This is a genomic window from Microbulbifer variabilis (assembly GCF_023716485.1).
In the GTDB taxonomy this organism is placed as follows: Bacteria; Pseudomonadota; Gammaproteobacteria; order Pseudomonadales; family Cellvibrionaceae; genus Microbulbifer; species Microbulbifer variabilis_B.
In genome coordinates this window covers 2,530,994-2,553,794 of the sequence record NZ_CP092418.1, presented here as the reverse complement: position 1 = coordinate 2,553,794, position 22,801 = coordinate 2,530,994, and the positions used below count along the sequence as shown (strand labels likewise).

The 22,801-nt window shown below is 46.0% G+C and carries 15 protein-coding genes and 1 pseudogene; 11 read left to right on the top strand and 5 right to left on the bottom strand.

Translation table 11 applies throughout. From position 1 onward, the window contains the following. Window position 1 precedes the first annotated feature (1 nt). From MJO52_RS11270 to MJO52_RS11240, 7 genes and pseudogenes are all read left to right on the top strand, one after another. A complete protein-coding gene (locus MJO52_RS11270; protein WP_252081762.1) occupies window positions 2–1,255 on the top strand; it encodes an efflux RND transporter periplasmic adaptor subunit in 1,254 nt (417 codons plus the stop codon). A 13-nt stretch (window positions 1,256–1,268) separates the two neighbouring features. After that, window positions 1,269–4,415, top strand: a complete 3,147-nt coding sequence (locus MJO52_RS11265) for an efflux RND transporter permease subunit (RefSeq protein WP_252081761.1) — start codon at window positions 1,269–1,271, stop codon at window positions 4,413–4,415. 227 nt (window positions 4,416–4,642) lie between these two features. Beyond that, window positions 4,643–5,083 (top strand): hypothetical protein, encoded by a 441-nt coding sequence (locus MJO52_RS11260; RefSeq protein WP_252081760.1) that lies wholly within the window; start codon window positions 4,643–4,645, stop codon window positions 5,081–5,083. Window positions 5,084–5,622: 539 nt separating this feature from the next. After that, complete coding sequence (locus MJO52_RS11255) at window positions 5,623–5,856, top strand: hypothetical protein (protein WP_252081759.1); 234 nt, start codon at window positions 5,623–5,625, stop codon at window positions 5,854–5,856. 127 nt (window positions 5,857–5,983) lie between these two features. Continuing rightward, the gene (locus MJO52_RS11250; protein ID WP_252081758.1) at window positions 5,984–6,790 is read left to right on the top strand and encodes a matrixin family metalloprotease; all 807 of its coding nucleotides are present in this window, start codon (window positions 5,984–5,986) and stop codon (window positions 6,788–6,790) included. A 660-nt stretch (window positions 6,791–7,450) separates the two neighbouring features. Further along, on the top strand, window positions 7,451–7,900 hold the full coding sequence (locus MJO52_RS21440; RefSeq protein WP_353505425.1) for a transposase: 450 nt from the start codon (window positions 7,451–7,453) through the stop codon (window positions 7,898–7,900). Continuing rightward, window positions 7,801–8,229, top strand: a pseudogene (locus MJO52_RS11240) (IS5 family transposase); the annotation flags it as partial. The gene MJO52_RS21440 and the pseudogene MJO52_RS11240, both read left to right, overlap by 100 nt. Window positions 8,230–8,441: 212 nt before the next feature. On the opposite strand, the gene MJO52_RS11235 reads toward MJO52_RS11240, so the two are convergent. Together MJO52_RS11235 and MJO52_RS11230 are read right to left on the bottom strand one after the other, a co-directional pair. Beyond that, window positions 8,442–8,993 (bottom strand): hypothetical protein, encoded by a 552-nt coding sequence (locus MJO52_RS11235; protein WP_252081755.1) that lies wholly within the window; start codon window positions 8,991–8,993, stop codon window positions 8,442–8,444. Between the two features lie 13 nt (window positions 8,994–9,006). After that, the gene (locus tag MJO52_RS11230; protein ID WP_252081754.1) at window positions 9,007–11,679 is read right to left on the bottom strand and encodes a S8 family serine peptidase; all 2,673 of its coding nucleotides are present in this window, start codon (window positions 11,677–11,679) and stop codon (window positions 9,007–9,009) included. Window positions 11,680–12,986: 1,307 nt separating this feature from the next. Between MJO52_RS11230 and MJO52_RS11225 the strand changes: the two genes are divergently transcribed. Together MJO52_RS11225 and MJO52_RS11220 are read left to right on the top strand one after the other, a co-directional pair. After that, a complete protein-coding gene (locus MJO52_RS11225) occupies window positions 12,987–14,297 on the top strand; it encodes a hypothetical protein (protein WP_252081753.1) in 1,311 nt (436 codons plus the stop codon). A 155-nt stretch (window positions 14,298–14,452) separates the two neighbouring features. After that, the gene (locus tag MJO52_RS11220; RefSeq protein ID WP_252081752.1) at window positions 14,453–15,226 is read left to right on the top strand and encodes a penicillin-binding transpeptidase domain-containing protein; all 774 of its coding nucleotides are present in this window, start codon (window positions 14,453–14,455) and stop codon (window positions 15,224–15,226) included. An 83-nt stretch (window positions 15,227–15,309) separates the two neighbouring features. On the opposite strand, the gene MJO52_RS11215 is transcribed toward MJO52_RS11220, so the two are convergent. Continuing rightward, window positions 15,310–17,199 carry a potassium transporter Kup gene (locus MJO52_RS11215; RefSeq protein WP_252081751.1) on the bottom strand — a complete coding sequence of 630 codons (1,890 nt, stop codon included), beginning with the start codon at window positions 17,197–17,199 and terminating at the stop codon, window positions 15,310–15,312. Between the two features lie 436 nt (window positions 17,200–17,635). Between MJO52_RS11215 and MJO52_RS11210 the strand changes: the two genes are divergently transcribed. After that, window positions 17,636–19,276, top strand: coding sequence for an acetolactate synthase large subunit (locus MJO52_RS11210; RefSeq protein ID WP_252081750.1), 1,641 nt, complete (start codon window positions 17,636–17,638; stop codon window positions 19,274–19,276). 89 nt (window positions 19,277–19,365) lie between these two features. Here MJO52_RS11210 and MJO52_RS11205 read toward each other — a convergent pair whose 3' ends face one another. Further along, complete coding sequence (locus MJO52_RS11205) at window positions 19,366–20,610, bottom strand: MFS transporter (protein WP_252081749.1); 1,245 nt, start codon at window positions 20,608–20,610, stop codon at window positions 19,366–19,368. Window positions 20,611–20,782: 172 nt separating this feature from the next. Continuing rightward, the gene (locus tag MJO52_RS11200; RefSeq protein ID WP_252081748.1) at window positions 20,783–21,034 is read right to left on the bottom strand and encodes a hypothetical protein; all 252 of its coding nucleotides are present in this window, start codon (window positions 21,032–21,034) and stop codon (window positions 20,783–20,785) included. Window positions 21,035–21,210: 176 nt separating this feature from the next. Here MJO52_RS11200 and norR point away from each other — a divergent pair, with 176 nt between their 5' ends. Further along, entirely contained in the window at window positions 21,211–22,782 is a 1,572-nt protein-coding gene (norR, locus tag MJO52_RS11195) for a nitric oxide reductase transcriptional regulator NorR (RefSeq protein WP_252081747.1), read from the top strand. Window positions 22,783–22,801: the final 19 nt, after the last annotated feature.

Here is a 22,801-nt window from a genome sequence, read left to right as displayed (position 1 = left end):
TATGAGTGAGTCAACTAAAGCGAATCAGCTGGCGATACTGTTCCTTTCCCTGTTTCTCTTGGGGAATTGGTTGGTGCCCCAAAGCTATGCAAGTGGTGATCATAGTGATAGCCATGATGAGCACGGCGAGCATGAGGTAGAGAAAGGCCCAAATGGAGGCCGTTTATTGGAAAAGGGTGATCTGTCAGTTGAACTGCTTATTTATGAGCGAGGCATTCAGCCGGAATTTCGCGCTTGGATTTCTCGGGGAGATAAGCCTCAGGAAAATGCTCGCCTTGCCGTAGAGTTAAAGAGACTCGGTGGGAAAGTGGATCGTATCCCATTTACCTGGGAACAACGCAACGGGTATTACCGCGGTGAAGGTGCTGTAGGGGAACCGCATTCTTTCGATGTTACTGTTTCTGTTCTTCATAACGGGGAGCGAGCAGAATGGAGTTACGAATCCCATGAAGGCCGTGTACAAATCTCTGAGGAAATGGCAATAAAAGCCGGTATTGAAACTGCTGTTGCTGGCTCCGGCACAATAAAAGAGAGTGTCACTCTATACGGTAAAACAGCCGTTGATCACCGCAGCCTTAGCCATGTGCGCGCACGCTACCCGGGAACTCTGGTCACTATCGAAAAAGCACTGGGTGATTTGGTAGAAAAAGGGGAAAAACTCGCTACGATTGAATCCAATGACAGCCTGCAAACTTACCCGCTGGTTGCGCCTATTAGCGGCCAGATAATCGATAAACAAGCCAGCCGTGGTGAGTTTAGTGGTGAGCGAGTCCTGTTTACTATCGCCAATTACAATCAATTGTGGGCTGAACTACAGGTATTTCCCACTCGCCGTGGTCAGATCAGTCGCGGCCAAAAAGTGTCCATTACAGCTGGAGAGAGAACTTTCGATTCAACCATTACTAGCCTCGCTCCCGGCGGTAATGGCCAACCCTTCGCGATTGCAAGAGCGGTAATTGAGAATCCTAACGATCTTTGGACAACCGATTTAATGGTTCAGGGCCAAGTGGTAACCAGTGAAAGTCCTGTACCTCTCGTGGTGGAAAATCGGGCTCTGCAGCCATTTCGCAATTGGACAGTGGTATTTGTCAAGGTAGGCGAAGCCTACGAAATTCGCCCGCTCAAGCTTGGGCGTACCGATGGCAAAGTGACGGAAGTGCTGAGTGGTCTCAATGCGGGGGATCGCTATGTCACTGAGAACAGCTATCTGATCAAAGCGGATATCGAAAAATCCGGCGCTGCACATAACCACTAATTGAGGCCAGAAGATGATTGAAGGCATCCTGCGCTTCTCAATTGAGCGGCGTTTTTTCGTGCTGTCCCTGATCTTTGTATTGGTGGGGCTGGGGATTTGGAGTTACCAGAAACTACCGATTGATGCGGTCCCCGATATTACCAATGTCCAGGTACAGATTAATACTGAGGCCCCCGGATACTCGCCATTAGAAGCTGAGCAACGGATTACCTACCCGGTGGAGGCAGCTCTTGCCGGTCTCCCCAACTTGGAATACACCCGTTCGATTTCCCGCTATGGGCTATCCCAGGTCACTGTGGTTTTTAAGGAGGGGACTGATCTCTATTTTGCCCGTAATTTAATTAACAGTCGCCTCGGTGCCATAAAGAGCAATTTACCCCCGGAGCTGGAGCCCGAGATGGGGCCTATTGCCACCGGTCTTGGTGAGATCTTTATGTACACAGTGGAGGCAAACCCCGGCGCTACCCAGCCGAACGGGCAGCCCTACGATGCCACGGCACTGCGGGAAATTCAGGATTGGATTATCAAGCCGCAATTGTCTTTGGTGCCCGGTGTTACAGAAGTGAATACCATTGGTGGCTACAACAAACAGTATCACGTTACTCCCAATCCTCGGCAGATGCTCAACTTTGGTCTCTCCATGGAAGATATCGCCGAAGCCCTGCGTCGGAATAACGAGAGTCGAGGTGCCGGCTACCTGGAGAATAATGGTCGTCAATTATTAGTGCGCTCACCAGGCCAGTTACAAGGTATCGCCGAAATTGAAGATGTAGTGATTACCAGTCGCAGTGGGGCGCCGGTTAAAGTTTCGGACGTGGCTGAAGTGGCTATCGGCAAGGAGCTGCGTACCGGCGCTGCCACGCGTGATGGTGTAGAAACGGTACTGGGTACCGCCATGATGCTTGTGGGGGAGAACTCCCGAGAGGTGGCCCGTAATGTTGCGGTTGCCTTGGAGGGAGTAAAGTCTACGGTGCCTGAGGGTATCAAGGTAGAAGCGGTTTATGACCGTACCACTCTGGTAGATAAAGCCATTGCTACGGTACAGAAAAACCTTATCGAGGGGGCATTACTGGTTGTTGTAGTGTTGTTCCTGCTACTGGGGAATATTCGAGCAGCTTTTATCACCGCAGCAGTAATTCCGCTTTCTATGCTCGCCACAATTTTCGGCATGGTGCAAACCGGTGTTTCCGCAAACTTGATGAGTCTTGGTGCTCTAGACTTCGGATTGATTGTCGATGGGGCGGTGATTATTGTCGAGAATGCCATTCGCAGACTTGCCGAAGCCCAGGGCCGTAAAGGTGGCAAGTTGCCCTTGCAAGAGCGATTGGAACTGGTTTTTCAAGCCACTAACGAAGTTATTCGCCCAAGCTTGTTTGGTGTGTTGATTATCACGGTGGTGTATATACCATTGTTCACCTTAACCGGTGTGGAAGGCAAGATGTTCCACCCCATGGCTGCTACTGTAGTAATGGCTTTGCTGGCTGCGCTGGTACTTTCACTGACAGTTGTACCGGCAGCGGTTGCTATTTTCCTCACAGGCAAAATCAGTGAGAAAGAAAACAAGCTGATCGTTGCTACCAAATCTCTTTATAAGCCACTGCTAATCGCTGCGATGAAAGTGCGCTGGTTGGTACTTTCCGGGGCTCTTGCACTGGTACTTTTTTGTAGCTGGCTTGCAACCACCCTGGGCTCGGAATTTATTCCTCAATTGAATGAGGGAGATATCGCACTACACGCCTTGCGGATTCCCGGCACCGGTCTGGAGCAATCGGTCGAGATGCAGCGCTTGTTGGAACAGCGAATTAAAGAATTTCCCCAGGTAGACAAAGTATTCGCAAAGATAGGCACGCCAGAAGTGGCCACAGACCCAATGCCCCCCAATGTGGCCGATAATTTTGTGATCCTAAAACCCCGGAGCCAGTGGCCTAATCCGAAACTACCTCAAGAGCAACTGGTAGCAGAGATTGAAGAAGCTGTGCGTCAGTTGCCAGGTAACAACTACGAATTTACTCAGCCAATTCAGATGCGCTTTAACGAACTGATTTCCGGGGTGCGTGCAGATCTGGGCATCAAAGTATTCGGCGATGATCTGGATCAGCTGGTGGCCTCCGCTAATGAAATCCTCGGTGTGCTCAATGGTATTGAAGGGGTTGCCGATGCGAGGGTAGAGCAGGTAGAGGGACTGCCGGTTCTCTCTGTTGTGCCCAAGCGTATCGCACTTGCCCGCTACGGTATTGATCTGAAAACACTGCAGGATTTGGTATCCACCGCGATTGGTGGGGAGGAGGCCGGATTGATTTACGAAGGAGACCGTCGTTTCCAATTGGTAGTCCGCCTGCCGGAGGAGCTACGTCGTGATTACGAAAGCCTCGGTGATTTACCTGTGCCGTTACCCGCCGGTAGTCCATTGGGTAGCTATGTGCCATTGTCTGAAGTCGCCAGTTTGGAGATGACGCCAGCTCCAAATCAAATAAGCCGTGAAAATGGCAAGCGACGTGTGGTGGTAACAGCCAACGTGCGCGACCGTGATCTGGGCTCTTTTGTGGAAGAGGCGCGGGCGAGTATCGAGCAGCAGGTATCCCTGCCAGCAGGATATTGGCTTGCCTATGGAGGTACCTTCGAACAGCTGGAATCCGCCAGTACCCGCTTGTTAATCGTAGTGCCGCTAACGTTGCTTATCATTCTCGGCTTACTGGTAATGGCTTTTGGATCGTTTAAGGATGCCCTGATTATCTTTACCGGAGTCCCCTTAGCGTTGACTGGGGGTGTCCTGGCTTTATGGATGCGTGGTATGCCACTGTCGATCTCTGCAGGAGTTGGCTTCATCGCCCTATCAGGTGTGGCAGTCTTAAATGGCCTGGTAATGCTCTCTTTTATCCGTCAATTACGCCAGCAAGGAGGCGGGCTTTTCACCTCAATTATCGATGGCGCCATGACCCGTCTGCGTCCGGTGTTGATGACTGCATTGGTGGCCAGCCTCGGCTTTGTGCCTATGGCTTTGAATGTAGGTACAGGAGCTGAAGTGCAAAGACCCCTAGCCACGGTAGTGATTGGCGGAATTATTTCTTCGACATTGTTGACGTTATTTGTATTGCCACTGCTTTATCGGATTGTACATGGCAGAGAGGAGGCTAATAGGGACACAAGGATAGCCGAATAAACTGATCAGCTTACTCATACTACCTTAGGAAGTTAGAGTTAGTATGAGTAGGGCTCCTATTGCAAACCATACGATAGCTGACAAATATGCCATTATTCTGTCTGGCTTAAATATACTGGGGCTACGACTCTTTGAATCGTATGTGATTTTTTAGTAGCCATAGTTTTCAACGTAATTTACTTTGCATCTGAAATTTTGAGTGTCCAAACAAAGTTGGGGATTTCAAAATGTCTAAAAGTTACTGGAAATTTAAACCGTTTGTAGGGGTGTTTTTGGGCGCTGCTTGGTTCACATCCCTGGTCCTTGGTCTTAAAGTTTGGGAGATGACGCACACAGCAACATTATTTCCAAGCTTACCTAGAGCAATGCAATTTACTCTAGTCTTGTCTTTAACTGGAGTAATAATGTTTGTATTAGCAGAGCTCATCGTTTTAAGGTTTTATATTAATCAGAATAAATGTTTCCAGCACCTCGAAAGGTGCTGGACTCTATACTTGCTCGCTATATTAATTTTTACTTACTTTGTGGCTCATTTGCCGAATTCTAATGAGCATGTAGAGGCTCCTCTAATAGCATTAGCTGCCGCACTCATGTTGTTAGTCTTGGGTATTTGTATTGATGTAGTGATGTTCAATCTATATAGGTGGGTGGCACTAATTAAGAATTAAAAAATAAAGCGTCGCTAGTCATCAAGTCATTTATTTGGCGATACTCTCATGATGCCACTTGTTTCAATTATATCAGCTTATCAAACGATGGTTTTGCCAAGGGGGATCAAAAGCAAAGAGTAGGTAAAGAAGTGAGATAAAATTGAACGAGTGATTCAGGTTCAAACTACTGGGGCGCCTTTGCTGGTTTGTTGGGTTTCTTCTACTACGTTGTGCTTTCTTATAGAAATCTACTTTATCCGTGAATCTAGAATGATATTTTTGGGAAGTTAACGAAATACCTGAACAGATTTTTGGAGGTTTCACTTTCTGGCTCACTGTGCTGGGCTTAGTTCTCTTGTTGGCGAAGGCCATTATGATTGTTGAGCCCAGGCAGTATCACTTTGCACTGTTTTTAGGTGGTCACTAGAAAACTGCTATGTCCAGTTTTAACTTGAGTATTTCTTACCTTTCATGGATGGATAAAACTCCTGTTGAGCTCAGTCTTAAGATCACATAACCATGTGATCTTCTGTCCGATCCTTAAAGTGCAGTATCAGATGTCGTCGGACGTATACCTTGCCTACCAGGCGCAGCTGAAGTCTATTGATACGGTCGGGGCTATCATTTTTGCCAATTACATTAATCTTGAAGGCGTCTACAACAATAAGAAGCAGACTACCGACAAAGCTAAAGAAAGTCTTCGCCACTTAATCCATGACTTTGGAGTAGAGACTGTTGAAGCCCACTCGGATGGGATTTGGTTAAGCAATGAGAATAGTGCTATGGCATAGATTATGAGGTTCTAATATTGTTTCGAAAGGATTCTGTTGCGAGAAACCACCTATATCCCCGCGTTTTACTAAACATGTATTATCGTTTTAGTTATGTTTCTTTAATGTTTTATATTGGTGGATTACAGTGTCATCAGACAATAGCAGCTATTCAAATGAAACTCTCCATCTGGAACTTAAGTCAAAAAAAGAATGTGATTCTTGCGTCGAGCCTATAGTTCATAAGTATGGTGAGAATAAGATTTGTGTCACGGATAAAGTGGGATATCCTGCCTTAGAAAATAGATCCCCGCTGGATTTAGTGTTGCACAGTGGAGAGGGGTACATCCCCCTTTGGGGGAAAGATGTAACTCTTAGGTGGAAATTTGATGAAGAGTCTTTGCGGTATTTTAAAAACCCAGACGAAGTGAAAAACTATATTCGGGCTCTATTTGGGGAGGCCTTGTTAAAGTGGGGGGATGCTTCTCCGGTCAAATTTAATGAGAACCCAAATATTTGGGACTTTAAAATTAGAGTAGAGCCTGTAGAAAGTTGTAGTGTGGTAGGCTGTACATTAGCGCGTGCCTTTTTTCCTAATTCGGGGCGTAATGAATTGGTGCTCTTTCCCACAATGTTTGAACAAAGTCGGAAGGAGCAGGTTGATACTATGATTCACGAGCTGGGCCATATATTTGGATTGAGACATTTCTTTGCTGACGTAAAAGAGAAAGCTTGGCCCAGCGTGATCTATGGTTTGCATAAGCCATTTTCCATTATGAATTATGGCGAAAAAAGTGAGCTCACCGAAGCTGATAAGAATGACTTGAAAACTCTTTATGAATTAGCTTGGTCTAAACAGTTGACCGAAATTGATGGGACGCAAATTAGATTTGTTAAACCATATCATGAAGCTATTGAGCAGGCATCTGTTTTCGTTGAGGTTTCAATTGTATAAGGCCTAAGGTACTCTAAACTTGGTGGGCTAGTGAAGTGTAGTGGTCAACTGTAGTAGTTCAGACGTGATCTGATAGTTACCGATTTTTTCAAAAGGTGCTCAGTCAGGTCAAATTCAGTTTACGAGTTTTTCCTTCCAGATCTTTTTACCTAGGTCAATGCGATCATTATCGTAATATACAAGCGATTTGCCCAGATCTTTTTTTAGATCTTCTATATCCATGGAGCTTTCGACGCAATGAGGGCTGCTGAAGCCCCTGCAAATGGTTTTATGGGAGCGTTTATAGATAGTGTTCGTTTGTGGGTTCTTGACTTTTGGCTTGGTAAGCTCTATCTCGTTGATGCTCAAGTTCAACTGATAATCATGCTGCTTCAACTTGCCACAATATTCAGTTCCGCAGTAAGGGTACACAGTACCGGTAGGTTATGCGTGGCATAAAATAGTAATACATGTCTTTCAGAAAGTCTGCCGTGGTCATTGGTGTTTGGTGCTATACGGCTCGCAGTGGGTTACCCTTGCAAAGGTGTCGACAGTTGGGCGATAGGGAGTGCTGGAAAAGTTCTGGCGCTTCTCATATGGGGCAGTATGATACTAGAGGCTGTTTCATAACTTGAAATCGGTTATTCTCACGCAATTACATAGAAAAAAAGTTCAGCAATAGTGAGCCGATTCAAGTCAGAGTTAACCAATGATCAATGGAAATTGATCGAACCATGTCTTCCTGAATTAAAACGAGGAAAGGGAGGCCCAAAACCCATTGATAATCGGGCTTGTTTTGAAGGCATCCTGTGGGTTTTGCGTTCTGGAGCGCGATGGAAAGATCTTCCTTCACACTATCCATCACCGAGTACATGTTGGAGAAGGCTTCAGTTTTGGGAAGAGCAAGGAGCTTGGCTACATGCATGGAGAAGATTCCTGGAGCTATTGGATCAACAGTCTTTGCTTAACTGGGAGGAAGTCTTTTCTGATGGTAGCTTTGCACCAGCAAAAAAGGGGGCTTCGAAGTCGGGAAAACCAAGCGGGGCAAGGGTTCAAAGTGGATGGTGGTGGTCGATGGCGAAGGTATTCCACTGGGAGGCACCATTACTTCGGCCTCACCAGCAGAAGTAAAGTTATTACATCCATTGCTTGATGTTACGTATAAAAATACAAAGATTCATCGCTTAGTTTATGATAAAGCGGCGGACTCTGATCCTCTTAGAGATAGTCTGTTGAGTCGTGGAATCGACCTTATCTGTCCACACAGGATAAATAGGAAAAAAGCCTCAAGGCAGGATGGTAGAAAGCTCAGAAGGTATACTCGCCGTTGGAAAGTTGAGCGGACTTTTGCGTGGTTGGGAAATTACCGCCGTTTGGTTGTTAGATGGGAGCGATATTTGTCCACTTATCGTGCTTTTTTCTATATTGCATGCATGTTAATTACGTTAAATAAGTTATGAAACAGCTTCTAGTGTTAATATTTTTTGGTTTTACAATCCGGGCTTGAGTATCCACTTTCGGCAAGCTGGAAAAGCTAGTGATCAGAATTCATAGTCCAAATATTGTTGGTTAAAACCGGACGTTGCTCGCTATATGCAATTGAAAAGGCATCACTTATTAGCGATGCCTTTTGCTTTTATAAGATAAAACTCACTTCTATAGGTTGTTTTATCTATTGTGCTTTATGCATAGTCTCAGTGACTTCGACTCGACTTTCAATTGTCAGGCCGGACTGTTTTATTGCATTGAAAGCTTCTAACAAATCATTGCCTTCTTTAATTTTCAAGATGGCAATATCAGTACCAGGAAATACCGACAATACTTTCATGCCGGTAGCTTCAGCTACTTCAGATGCAGTAACATTTTTACTTAATAAAACTGTTACGTTTCCAGTTAGAGTTGTTAATTCTTTCGTTATTGTGTTTCTTACTATTGTACCTTTACCGACAATATCTTTTGCAGAATCGTCACCGATATTCACTATTGCTACTTCCCCTTTTTTTGCAACAATGTGTTCTGGTGCAGCAATCGATGATGGAACGCTTGTCAGTGATCGCTCAACTTTAAAAATGCCAAGCTCAGCAGAGTCTGTTGTTGCTGCAGCTAAAGTTTTTAGCGGTTTGGTTCCGATATTTTTTTTGTCCATGCTATCAATGGAGCTAGCTTGCGCCATACCTGATACACATAATGCGGCAGTCAAGATCAGTAATTTATTTAACTTCATTGTATTATCCTTCTTATTGAGCAGCACGACCGAATGTTCTTAATGATACCCCCTCTAGAACACTTTCTACGGGATTGTTTATCATGCCTGTCGGCTTCTCTTCTGTCTCTTCATTTACAAGAATAACGAGATCTTCTGTGTCACTAAATTCAAAGTTGGTGTCACCGGTATCTAGTGCCTTGATAGTCCAAGTTCCCCTAGCATTTTCACCATAAAACGCATTAGATAGGAATACGGCACCATCCAAGATATAACCTTCGCTATACCCATTCGCAGAGCTCCAAGAAGCCTCCAGTAATGCCTGCTTAGAGGAGAGTAAAACGCTTCTAGTACCTGAAGGAGAGACTACTTCAAGCGCCAGATCGTTACCTGCAGAGGATAGTAGATTATCATTTACAAAAGACCCCATATCATCATTGCGGATATCAAACTCGAATTGCATAGCTTCAATAATGATATCTTCTGATACTTCGATTTGCTGGGTTACACCAATGGCACTGTTGTCTGGAATAGTTGCCTGCAAGGCTTCTTCTCCAGCAGTTGAGCCTAGACCTTTCCATTCGGTGATAATTTGCTCGCCAAGATTTTCTGAGTAGTCTAAAGCCTTAGCAACAGCTTCGCCGGCATCAACACGGCCAAAACCATAGAGGTTATTAAAGTGATAGCCCGCGGCATTTTCAATCCAGCCGTCATGAGCAATAAAAGAACCTTCCCCAATTGTCAGCTCAACTTTTTCGTTTTCAGCGTCAATCAAAGTACTTGTTGAAGCCAGAATGTGTCGAACATCACGCCAGGTCAGTTCTGGGTTTGCGGATAAGATTAGAGACACAACACCTGATGCATTCGGTGCAGCGGAAGATGTCCCATTGAAAGTTGAAGTATAGTTGCAACTTGCATTCTCTGGGTGACCCGGGTAGTTGAACGGGAACTGGCTAGCTGCAAAGTCTTCGCCATAGGCGCCGCCCCAGGCGCTGATTGTTCTACCATTGAAGCCGGAATAACCATTAATACAGGTCATTTGATCTGTTGTTACCATCGCTGGCGCCCAGCGACCATACTCACCCGCAGGAGCCGATACCATTGTGCTTGCGCCGGCTGTTGAGTAACTGGTATGTTTGCCGTTGGCGTTCACTGCAGCAACACTCAAGTAGTATGGGTGGGCCTGACTGGGTTCGAACGCTGCGCTATAACATGTTAAACCTAATTCATTAGCGCCATTATCTTTACAGAAAGCCCCTTCGCGGCCGCCATCTATAAAAGAATTACCATTAGACTTAATGTTCAAAGCGCCTTTGCCGCTTCGAAGCATAAGATTAGGGTAAGATTCAATAGCTTCATCTAAAGCAGAGTAAGCAATAAAAGCTGGCCAAGTGATACCGTAGCTGCGATTAAATGCTGAGATTTCCTCGCTTGTAGAAATACCACTTCCAGGAAACCCATGAATTAACAGTTCGGTTTGCTCTATTGTATCACCGCCCAAATAATTCATGCCGATTAACCCAGTATCTGGGGATGTGCCACGGCTACCTATATTGTTCCAGCCTTTAGCAGCAATTAAGCCCGCGACACTAGTACCATGATCGCCGCTATTGGAGAGACTGGTTGGGTCTGTTCTGTCGTTTGCCGATACAGCTAAATTGAGAGAGCGATTAACTAGTACATTATCTATTAAGTCTTCATGACGAATCTCTAAACCAGAGTCTACGACAACCGCTGTTACACCTGCACCAGTTACACCCTGAGCATAAGCAGCTGCAACATTCATATCTTCGCCGGCAAGGAGCTCCTCGGCTTCACCTTCTGCAAGTGCTTCGGCAGCTTCTACGGGAGTGTAAAATCCAGCATCTACCAATCCTTGAGCCATCTGCTCACTTAATGCATACGATTTTTGCCCTGTATTGCGAAGGTGCCACTGCTGATAAGCTAGTGGGTCATTTGCAACATTCAAGAAGTCAATTGTTGCAGATGTTGAGATATCATTTGCTGTTACGGTATAAGTAATTGTGGCATCTTGTCCAGAGATTGATCTATATTCAAATTGACCATCTTCTTCTGTAAGCTCCCCATGGCTAAAAGTATAAATGCCATCTACTTCATTAACAGCCACACCATTCTCAGAAAAACTATAGACTAACTCATCACCATCTTCATCGTTGCCCAGCAGCTCGATAGATATCGGTATCCACTGCTTTGCACCATCTATAGTAACAGTGTTTGCTGTTGGAGGAATATCAGCAATAATTTCGATTCTTGCAGAAGCCGAAGCACCGTTTGCGGTTACGGTATAGGTGATAGTGGCGTCTTGACCTGTGATTGAAATGTATTCAAAGCCATCATTGTTTAATGATAATTCGCCGTGACTAAATTTATAAACGTCATCAACGGGGGTAATTGCTTTATCTTTTTCTGAAAAACTATAAGTTAAAGCATCACCATCAGGGTCGCTGCCCAATAGTTTTCCAGATACCGGAATTCCTTGCTTAACACCGCTGATAGTTACATCGCTAGCTGTTGGCGGTTTATCGGCGGGAGTAGGTGTAGGTGTAGGTGTAGGTGTAGGTGTAGGAGTAGCTGCAGCAGGAGTGACTGCAGGATCAGAAGATGAGCTACTATTACTATCACAGCCTGTTAATGTTAATAGAACAGCTGCTGAAATTACAGAAAGTCGAAACATCTTTTTATTCATTAAAATTCCCCATTGTCCCTATTTTAAGTAGTTATCGGGTTCTGGCATTATAAACCACCTAGTAGATATTTAGCCAACTAGATTAGGTTAACTTTATTCTGCATAAGACCTGACAAAAAGTATTATTGTGACATTCCATTATATTTAGGTTGTTTAGTGTGCAATTAACATAGGCAGGAGATAAACGACTTAAGCTAATCCAGTACTCATTGAGTTACTCAGTCTACTGGGAACATTTTATGTGTGAAGCGATTGGGGTGGGGTAAAATAAATTGGTTGGTGAATTTGAAGGTTGCACCAGTATCCACAGCGGAAAGGGATATGCTTTCATGAGCTAGTATGATATTTAAGGTGAGCTGAAAGATTAAAAGCCCTTTTAAATATTACTTTACATGACCAACTTTCAAATAGGTTCAAAAGTAATTCAAGGTTTGAAGTTGACACTTCAAATTATAGTGCCAAGAAATTTTGAGAGACTTTTGATCTTAATATGGCAGCAATTAGGGCTAGGAAAAGAGTAAAATAAAAAACTTTTATCGGTAGTTTTAAGGGCTTGGAATAATAACATATAAAAATAATAATTTTTTTGAGATGAAGCCAGCCTTAGCTAATTTACCTTGGGATGGGTTTTTATCTAAATATAGTACAGTATGAAGGGCAAGTGTTCTGGGGGAAACTTGACAGTTGATTTTCTATGCAAATTGAGTGGCATTGTCGTTTCATGGCCTCTAAATGAAGAAGTTTATAAGCATTAATTAAATGAAGGTGTTTTCGAGTGTTATATTTGGGCTGATTTGGAGTGCGTTCTATATGGGTATTTCTTTCTAGCGCCTTTCTTATTCTGTTTTATACATAAAGCTTACTAATAAAGTTGCGGTGTTGACTTGAGCTTTGCTGGCTTCTCGACTTTGCGCCAATGTGAAGGATTTGGAGTGCAATGTTAAGGGAGGTTTCTAGAATGGCTGCGCCTACATTTTCACATGGTTGGGAGGGGGCTTATTTTAGTGGCTACTTTGCTCAAGTGAAAACCATGTACACAAGTAGTAAAAGTGTGACGTCTATTTCTAGTGCATCAAGCAATATAAAATACTTAATTTCCGAGTTGCAGATGCCCTGTAAAAACAGCCTTTTTATAGGAGTGCTTCCTGTGGGATGGAGATAGCCTAATAGGTTGCCTTTTTATCAGGGCCATGGTTCTATTAATTTGAGTTAGAGAGGTTGTGACTGTTAAATAAAATACTCATGTGAGGTCTCTGGCATATTTTTGTTGCCATTTCAAAATAAATTCAAATAAAAAGGAAGTAGTTTTGAATAAGATAGTACTTGTGGTGTTGCTGATTGTATTGAGTGTAAAGGTCTTTGCATCAGATCCCAACGTAGATCAAGCCAGGGCCTCTTTACAGGTTGTCAAAGAGCTAACACCCTGGCCTTGGGAGGAGCCTGTTACTCCAATACTCGATGATTATTTGGCCGCTGAGTTTGACCAGTATCAGGGGTGGGCTAAATCGCTTTATATGGTTGATGAATTGAAAATGCACAAGTGGGGTCAGTCTATCACTGAGTTTACCGTGCTCGCCGAACTTTTATATACCTTTCAGCCGGAAGATTACCAAGAAGAGAACAGGTTAACTTTTGAAGCTGCTATTGCGAATTTAGATATGTTCCGGATGGAGCTTAATGAATTCCTGTATCCCTATGTGCCTAGCTACAACCTCAAGCATCAGAATTTGGTACGGCATTTTGACGGTGAGGGCATTGTCATTGGGGTGTTTGATTTGTTTGATCCTGTTCGTTTACAGGAACAGCGCGAGCGGCACCCTAATATCGAAGGCGAAGTTCAATTTGGTGATCCCATCACCTTCCTGCATGGCAATACCGTTATTGATATCATCCTCGATATTGCGCCCAAGGCTACTATTGTACCCATAAGTACTGAAAGCAAAACGTACAATGAAGCCATGGCTTACATGCGTAACCGAGATGATATTGATGTAATTAATATGAGTCGGGCTTTTCATATCACCAATGATCAGCTGGATCCGGAGTTCTCGGAACATCTATCCCATATTTTGCAATCCAAAATATTTATCAAGTCAATTGGGAATACAGGTACTGACCTGGAGGGTGAGAATACGGATGTTCGAAAGCGTCTAGGCCTTCCTCCGCTGGGAAGTTTTTTTACCTATGACCTGGATTTGATCAAGGCCTTTTTACAGCAAAATCAAGGTGCTCCAGGCAGTCAAAACTTGATGTTTGCGATCAATTTGCAGCCATTCTCCAACGAAGTCTCTTTAACTGCCACGGTTCCTGGTTATAACCCCTTGGCGATCAAGCGGAGCTTTGCTATTTCGGGAGATGCAGTTTACTCAGTTTCAAGCCATAACTTTGAATCCGGTAGCTCTTTTGCCGCACCACAGTTGGCGGCTATCAGCGCGTTGCTATTGGATGCAGCGGATCATTATGGGTACTCCAGCGGTGAGGCTGTGCCATTGGTAGCGCAGTCGCTTCAGGGTACGGCAAGGCGATCCCACTTAGGTGCCAATAATACCGGATTGGGCCTCGTTGATGCCCACAAGGCATTAGCAAAGCTAATTCAGTCGAGTCGAAGGGTAGAATAGCTCTTTGCGCAGTTTTCGATGCCGGTAACAGCTATCTGTGCAATCTTCGTGTCGGAGTACTCTTTAAATGAAGGCAGGTGAGAATGCGGCAGGATCGTTTATGATTGCTACCCTGATCAGATATTTTATTAACCAGTACCTCTGGGAAGTTTAAATTGAAAGCAATCGTATTTTTATTTCTGCTCTTTAGTAGTCTCGCCTGGTCTTTCGAAGATATCGAATGTGGCAAATCATGTACATTTGTACTGAAAAATCACAAAGAGGCCACTTACTCAATCATCAATGAAAAGAGAGCTGATGTAAGGCTCACGCCGTTCTCAACCTTTAAGGTGCCTAACACTCTGATTGCATTAGATGCTGGTTTGGTCCGCAGCCTTGTACAGGAATTAACCTATGACCACTTGAAGTATCCGGCTCAGCGATGGTGGCCCAGTATTTGGTACGACAAGCCGCTACCCATCCGGGCGGCTTTTCAAAATTCCGCAGTGCCTATTTATCGGCAATTAGCCTCTCAAATAGGCAGGAAGAGAATGAGCCAATATTTGATTCAGTTCGAATATGGCAACAGGGATATCTCCTCTGGTTTGGATAAATTTTGGCTAAATGGGAGCCTGAAGATATCGGCCAAGGAGCAGGTGAATTTCTTGCAAAAGCTATTTTCTGGAGCCCTACCTATTTCTGATGACTCTCTCTCTTTATTCAAAGAAGTTATGTTGGTAGAGGAGACAGACTCGTACAAGCTCTATGCAAAAACGGGCGGTGGACAGATTAATGATGAATTTGCCTTGGGTTGGTATGTTGGCGTAGTGGAAACTGGCAACAATATGTATTTTTTTGCAGTCAATATAGATGGTAAGAGTTTTGCCGAAGTACAGCAGAGAAGGATTCAGTTTGCCCGACAACACTTGTCACGGCTCGGAGTGATTTAGATTCCCGCTTTATAAATAAGTTAATGATTTCCCATTACTGGCAAGCAGTGGTGCCACTTGGTGCTACTGCTTTATCGTTTAAATTAAATTCGGATTTTTTCGCCCATTACTATCACGCGGCTCATAGGAATACGGTAATACTCTACAGCGCTACTCACATTGCGGAACATAACCGCAAACAACCGCTCTCGCCATAAGAACATACGGCTATCCTCCTGCTTGGTTGGGGTGATGGTTTGTCTTGTTAAAAAATATGAAGCTTTATTGGGGTCGATATCCAGCTCTTTCTTAAGGCGTAGCCGCTTTAAAACCTTCCAAATATCCGGCTGCTCTATGTAGCCATAGCGTAAAAGTAAGTAGTGGCAGTTTTCACGGATTTCGCTGAGGATATACCGGTTGCCAGGCATTACTCGTGGAGCATTCACAAAAGATACAGTAATGAACAGTAAGTTTTCGTGTAATACTTTATTGTGCTTCAGGTTATAAATCAGTGCGTGGGGAGTGGATAGCTGTCTGGAGGTTAGGAATACTGCAGTTCCAGGCACTCTTATAGGGTTTTTCTTTAGCAGGGCGGTTAGATAAGGCTCCAGTTTGAATTCTTGACGCTGAAGTTGCAGTGCTAAGGCTTCCCTGCCATCTCTCCAGGTGAACATTGAGATACAGGCTATGGCACCTAAACCGAGAGGAAACCAGCCACCATGACTAATTTTTAGCAAGCTGGAGGAGAAAAAGGCGAGATCTATGCAGATAAAGAAGGCCGCCACTGATAGACAAAGTAGTAAGTGACATTTTAATTGAATGCGGTATACAACCGCGGCCAGGCAAGTACTTATCAACATGGCGCCGCTTACGGAAACACCGTAGGCAGCGGCTAAATTGGTGGATGAGCCGAAACCCACTACCGCTCCTATCACTAAAAACATAAGCAGCCTGTTAACACCAGGCATAAATATCTGCCCCTCAAGATGAGCTGAGGTATGGCGAAGGGTAAGGCGGGGTAAAAGCCCTAGCTGCATTGCTTGTTTGGCCAAGGAGAAGCTGCCGGTAATACAGGCTTGAGAGGCAATAACTGTGGCGGCGGTGGCAAGTATGATTACCGGATAAAGCCCCCAACTGGGAAACATGCGGTAGAAGGGGTTATCGACTGCATGGGGATGGCTCATCAACAGTGCACCTTGTCCCATGTAGTTCAGAAAAAGAGCGGGAAAAACCAATCCCAACCATGCCATTCTGATTGGGCTGCGGCCGAAGTGGCCCATATCGGTGTAAAGTGCCTCAGCCCCGGTAAAAACCAGAAGAACAGCGCCTAATACCAAGAATGAGCTAAAACCATGACTGGTGAGGAATCTCAGGGCATGTTCAGGGTTGATCGCATGGAGAATCTGAGGGTTGTTGATGATGCTGGATACTCCAGACACCAAAAGTGTGAGAAACCAGAGAGCAGTGATGGGTCCAAATAGTGTTCCTACGGTAGAGGTACCGTAGCGCTGAACTGAGAATAGGCAAATTAAGACTCCAATGGAGATAGGTACGACTAAAGATTGATGTGTTTGACTTCCAACCTCAAGCCCCTCTATAGCCGAGAGTACAGAGATCGCTGGGGTAATAATGGCATCCCCAAAGAAAAGTGCGGCGCCAAGTATACCGGCGGTAACTACAAACCATTGGAGGTTTTTTCGTCCCTCTGTGGCATCCATTGCCAGCGTCATCAGTGCCATGATGCCGCCTTCCCCACGATTATCCAGCCGCATTATCAATGTCACATATTTGATTGTCACGATCAGTATCAGGGCCCAGAAGATCGTTGAAACGCCACCGAGTATATTGGCCTCAGTTAAAGGAATATTGAGCCTCGAGTGGAAGATCAATTTAACCGCGTACAGGGGGCTGGTGCCTATGTCTCCGAAAACAACGCCGAGCGCCGCCAGCGATAGAAACCATTTTCCCTTGTGAGTCTTCTCTTTGCTTTTCATAAGGGGCTGCTATCAAAAGGCGGCCGAGCTTTCTCGATCTGCTGGCATTAGAGTCGATTGCGGGGCTGGCTGAGTCGGGATTGGCAATATCAATTTACTGCTTTCACTCTTGTGGTCCATGGGGTCCGCCTATCCAGATCCAGTTCTCCGTTGAAAGATATTAGCAAGCCGCTGGCATGGGCAAATTTGCCTTGCAAAGTAGTATTCCAAACTGGACTAATAGGAAAAGTGGAGTTTGCGGTCTCCGAAGGAGTCATCCTGTGCTAAAACTCAGAGGGGTTTTACATCCGTACGTGCAAAATACTGACTCTGCCCAATGGGTGTGGGTAATGCTGGATCAGGTTTTAGGCTAGCAAGTAAAAAAGCAAAGAAAGAAGTGTCGAATACCCCATACCTGGCCAAATCATGAGTGATTACAACGACGAGAGACGCTCCTATGAAAGCATCCGACCTATTTGTGCGCGCCCTGGAAGCCGAGGGAGTTGAGTATGTTTTTGGTATTCCCGGCGAGGAAAACCTGGATATGCTGGAGTCTTTGCGGGGCTCCAAAATACAGTTAATCCTTACTCGTCACGAGCAGGCTGCTGGATTTATGGCGGCCACTTATGGCCGCCTTACCGGTAAATCTGGTGTGTGTTTGGCAACCCTGGGGCCGGGTGCCACTAATCTGGTTACCGCGGCAGCTTATGCTCAGCTGGGAGGGATGCCTATGGTGATGATTACTGGGCAGAAACCTATTAAAAGTTCCAAGCAGGGACAATTTCAAATTATTAATATCGTCGACATGATGCGACCCCTTACCAAGTACACAAAAACGATTGTGGGAGGGGATTATGTGCCGGCGTATGTGCGCGAAGCCTTTCGTCTCTCAGAGGAAGAGCGGCCAGGGGCTACGCACTTGGAGTTTCCTGAGGATATCGCCCGGGAGCATTCCGCCATGCCGGTGCTCGACATCAGCTATCAGCGCCGTCCCATTGCTGAAGAAAAAGCCATTCGTAAGGCGGCTGAGGCTATCGCCAGCTCTCGCAAGCCTCTACTACTGATCGGCGCCGGCGCGAACAGAAAGCTGACGTCGAAGATGCTGAGAAAATTTGTGGAAAAGCTGGGAATCCCCGCAATTACCACGCAGATGGGTAAGGGAGTGATCGATGAATCGGGGCCGCACTTTATTGGCAATACGGCCTTATCCGATGGTGACTTTATTCATCGCACTATTGAGCAGGCAGATTTGATCATTAACGTAGGTCACGATGTTGTAGAGAAGCCCCCGTTCTTTATGCGCCCTGGTGGGCCAGAAGTGGTACATATTAACTTCAATGCGGCCCAGGTAGACCCGGTGTATTTCCCGCAGATAGAAGTGATCGGTGATATCGCCAACAGCCTATGGCAGCTGCAGGAGCACCTAGAGCCGCAAGAGCATTGGAGTTTTAGTGATGCTCACCGCATCCGTGCTGCCTTGCAGAAGCATATTGAGGAGGGTTCGAGCGCAGATACTTTCCCCATCAGACCCCAGCGACTAGTAAGGGATGTGCGTGAGGTGATGCCAGAGAAGGGCGTGATTGCCCTTGATAATGGCATGTTCAAGATCTGGTTTGCCCGCAATTATCCCGCTTACTTTCCGAATACCGTACTTTTGGATAATGCGCTGGCCACTATGGGGGCTGGTTTGCCATCGGCCATGGCGGCCAAGCTGGTTTGTCCCGATCGCCGGGTGGTGGCTATCTGTGGGGACGGGGGTTTTATGATGAACTCCCAGGAAATAGAAACCGCTGTGCGCCTGAAGCTGGACTTAATTGTGTTGATTTTGCGCGATGATGCCTATGGCATGATCAAATGGAAGCAGTCCATGATGGGGCTTAAGAATTTTGGTCTCGATTTTACCAATCCTGATTTTGTGGCTTATGCGAAATCTTATGGTGCCGAGGGGCATCGAATACAGGCAACAGATGAATTGAAACCGATGATTGAGAAGTGCTGCCGGGAGGGTGGGGTACATTTGATAGAAGTTCCCATGGATTACAGCCATAACGATCGAATACTGAATCACGAAATTAAGGACTTGGCGAGCAAGCTATAGCTTGAGGTAGCAACGCGAGTTCACGGTATTTCTGCGGCCACATTTCAAGCTCTGGGCCGCAGTGATACCGCGGTAGTATTCAGGAGGCTTCACCGATCAACAATTTTTTTCATTGCACTGCTACGCCAACTGAACCAGCTCAGTATCAAAACGAAAGCGGCCGCAATGGCAGTGATAAAAAATGGTAGTCGGATATTAATTTCCATAGCGCCGCCACCCAATAGTGAGATAAGGGTGGCCACAATGGTGAAGCCCGCTGTGGCGATACCCATTACCCATCCCTGTTCGCTCTCATCCACACTATTGGCAAACAAGTTCAGTAGTGCCGGATAGGCTAGCCCAAAGCACAAGTAGGCGAGAAACACACTCAAGTAACAAAGCCAAACCTGGTTACTGAAAGCAAAAACCAGCGCACAGGCCCCCATAGTCAATGCCGATACCTTGATAACCAGTGGCTTACCCCATTTAGACAGCACGGGTTTAACCAAAAAGATACTGGAAGTGGCCACGGCGATTCCCATGAATAGCATGGCCATACTGGTTCCCAGTAAGCCGAGGCCAAAGCGGCTGCTGAGATAGTTGGTGATAAAGATATAAAAACTGAGGTGAACCAGCATAAAACTTAGGTAAGCTGGGCATAGCCTGATGACTAAGGGTCTCTCTTTGAGGTGTGCAAATTGCTTGAACAAGTCAGAAAAGCGCAATTGAATAGGCGAAGTCGGGGAGCGGCTATCGTGGTAAAAGAGCAGAATTAGGCCGAGAGTGATAGCAACCAAAAGTAGCGCAAAATAAAAAGGCAGTTGAATGCTTGCAATATTACCGAGCAGGGCCTTGTCGGCTAAGACTCCAGCGATAATTGGTCCCGCAACTGCTCCCGCGCTCATTCCCGCCACCAGTAACCCCAGATTTTTTGAAGCATCCAGTTCATCGCGGCTTGCATCAATCATTGCCGCTTGGGCAATGGGCTGGTTACCGGCAGTAAATCCACTGACTACGCGCCCAAGAATCAGCAACCACAGGCTGCTGGCAAATAAGGCAGCGAGTGTAATGGCATAGCCTGCCAGGGCGCCGACCAAGCAAAGTACCATCGCGCTTTTTCGGCCGATACTGTCAGATAACTTAGCGATATACACCGCCCCAACAAACCAAGCTAAAAAAAAGCTACTGATAACAATGCCATAGTAGAGGTGACGGGTGGATTGTGCGGTGTCTGTAGGCAGGAATTGAAACTTGGTGGACATGACTAGTTCATTAATGATGGGGAATAGCAGTCCTTGACCCATCAAGTCGATAAATACCACAGCCAGCAGGGCCAGACGGCTCATTGCAGACATCGAGTTTCCTTATGGGGTTTGTATTGATCGCTGTACAGGGTTGGCAGCCCTGAAGAGAAGATAGCACTGAGGTAGTTGTTAGATGCGGCTGCTGAGGTGATGGTGTGGAAAGTTTGAAAGCTACAAAGGTCGCCCCCAAAGGGGATGGAGGCGAGAAGCTCGGCGTGATCAGTTAGCGCACTTCCTGGCACAGGTTGTATTGCGCAACGCAGCGGCTGACATAGCCAATCTTGATAAACGTTGCGCTGATAATCATAAAAATATGGCCCGCCACTTGGGCTGGGATAGAAAAATAATGGGAGAGCGGGTAGCAGATGACAACGGTGAGTAATAGCAGGGGGGTAGAGAGCAACAGGGTGAGATTTCCGGCCTTGAGCAAGAGTTCAAAACGCCTGCGAATTTTTAAAGTGTATGTGTCCAGCATTGTCTTCGCCTCTATTACTAAATAACCTCAATGGTTATTAGGCAAATGTTATGCCAGCTTAATAATTCCTTATGAATCAATATTTTAGGTGAATTATGATATTTGTTTGTGTCAATTTGACCTATATTGTGACCATGTCATAATGACACAAAAGAAGCTTATTGACTTGGTGGGATATGGTGGATATTAATTCTACTCTACTGCTTGAAGTAGCTCTGGATCTCGCAAATAGCCTGAATAATAGTGACCGATTTGAACGACTGCTCTCTACCATCCGCAAGGCAATTAAGTGTGATGCGGTGGCCTTGCTGGGGCTGAATGGAGAGGTGCTTACCCCCCTGGCTGTGCAGGGCTTGGCCAGGCGTACTATGGGGCGGCGTTTCCTAATTAACGAGCATCCCCGCCTAGCGCAAATCTGCAGTTCTGATGCTCCCGTTCGCTTCCCCTCTGATTGCAATCTGCCGGACCCTTTTGATGGCTTACTACTGGATAGGGAAGGGGACCTACCGGTGCACTCCTGTCTCGGTTTGCCACTGTATTCTGACAATCATCTAGTGGGGCTGCTTACTTTGGATAGTATGACCTCAGACGCCTATAGCCTGATTAGCGATCGAACGCTTGAGTTAATCGCTGCACTCTCAGCCGCTACTCTCAAAACGGCTTTGGAGCTAAAAGCGCTGTCCCTTTCTGCTGAACATGCCGAACAACTGGTGAAAGAGTTGACCCAGGAAGCCTTTCTGCGCGATGGCGGTGAGTTAATCGGCGAAAGCCAAGTGATGAGGGCCTTGCGAAGCGACATTGAATTAGTTGCAGGGTCTGACTACAGCGTGCTTATTCTTGGGGAAACTGGGGTGGGTAAGGAGCTGGTTGCCCGCACGGTACATCGGCTGTCATCTCGCCGGGAAAAACCCCTTGTCTATCTCAACTGCGCCTCCTTAACTGAAACACTGGCAGAAGCGGAGTTATTCGGGCATGCGAAGGGGGCTTTTACTGGCGCTGATCGGGATCGCCCGGGAAAGTTTCTATTGGCAAACGGCGGGACACTTTTTCTGGATGAAGTGGGTGAACTGCCTTTATCAGTTCAGGGTAAATTGCTGCGGGTACTGCAAAGTGGTGAAATTCAGCCTGTTGGTAAGGATGCGGTACAGCATGTAGATGTGCGTATTGTGGCCGCTACCAATCGGGATTTGCGCAAAGAAATCGACTCAGGTGGTTTCAGGGCCGATTTGTACCACCGTCTCTCTGTTTACCCTCTGGAAGTACCCGCACTATCAAAGAGAGAAAATGATGTTCTCCTGCTGGCAGATTATTTTTTGGAGCGCTCCACGAGGAAACTAGGCTTCCGTCAGTTGCGGCTATCAGCAGATGCTTCCACTAAATTAAAGCGCTATGGCTGGCCTGGAAATGTGAGAGAGCTGGAGCATATCATCAGCCGCGCAGCGCTCAAGGCAAGAAAAAACGCATCACTCTCTGAAATCGTATCGCTGACAGCGGCACATATAGAGATTCCGGATGACATAGCGGCGCAACCAGAGTTTGAGAAGCCCGTTCAGCCACCGCTAGGGGTGTTAAATCTCAGGGCAGCCACTGAAGAATATCAGCGGGATCTTATAAAGCATATATTAATTCAGAACGATGGGAATTGGAGTAGGGCAGCGAAATCGCTCTCAATGGATAGGGGCAACTTGGTCCGCCTTGCAAAACGTCTGGGTATCTATATTAAAAAAGAGGTTGTGGGCGTAAATTGATGGCGCTTTGCGCAATATA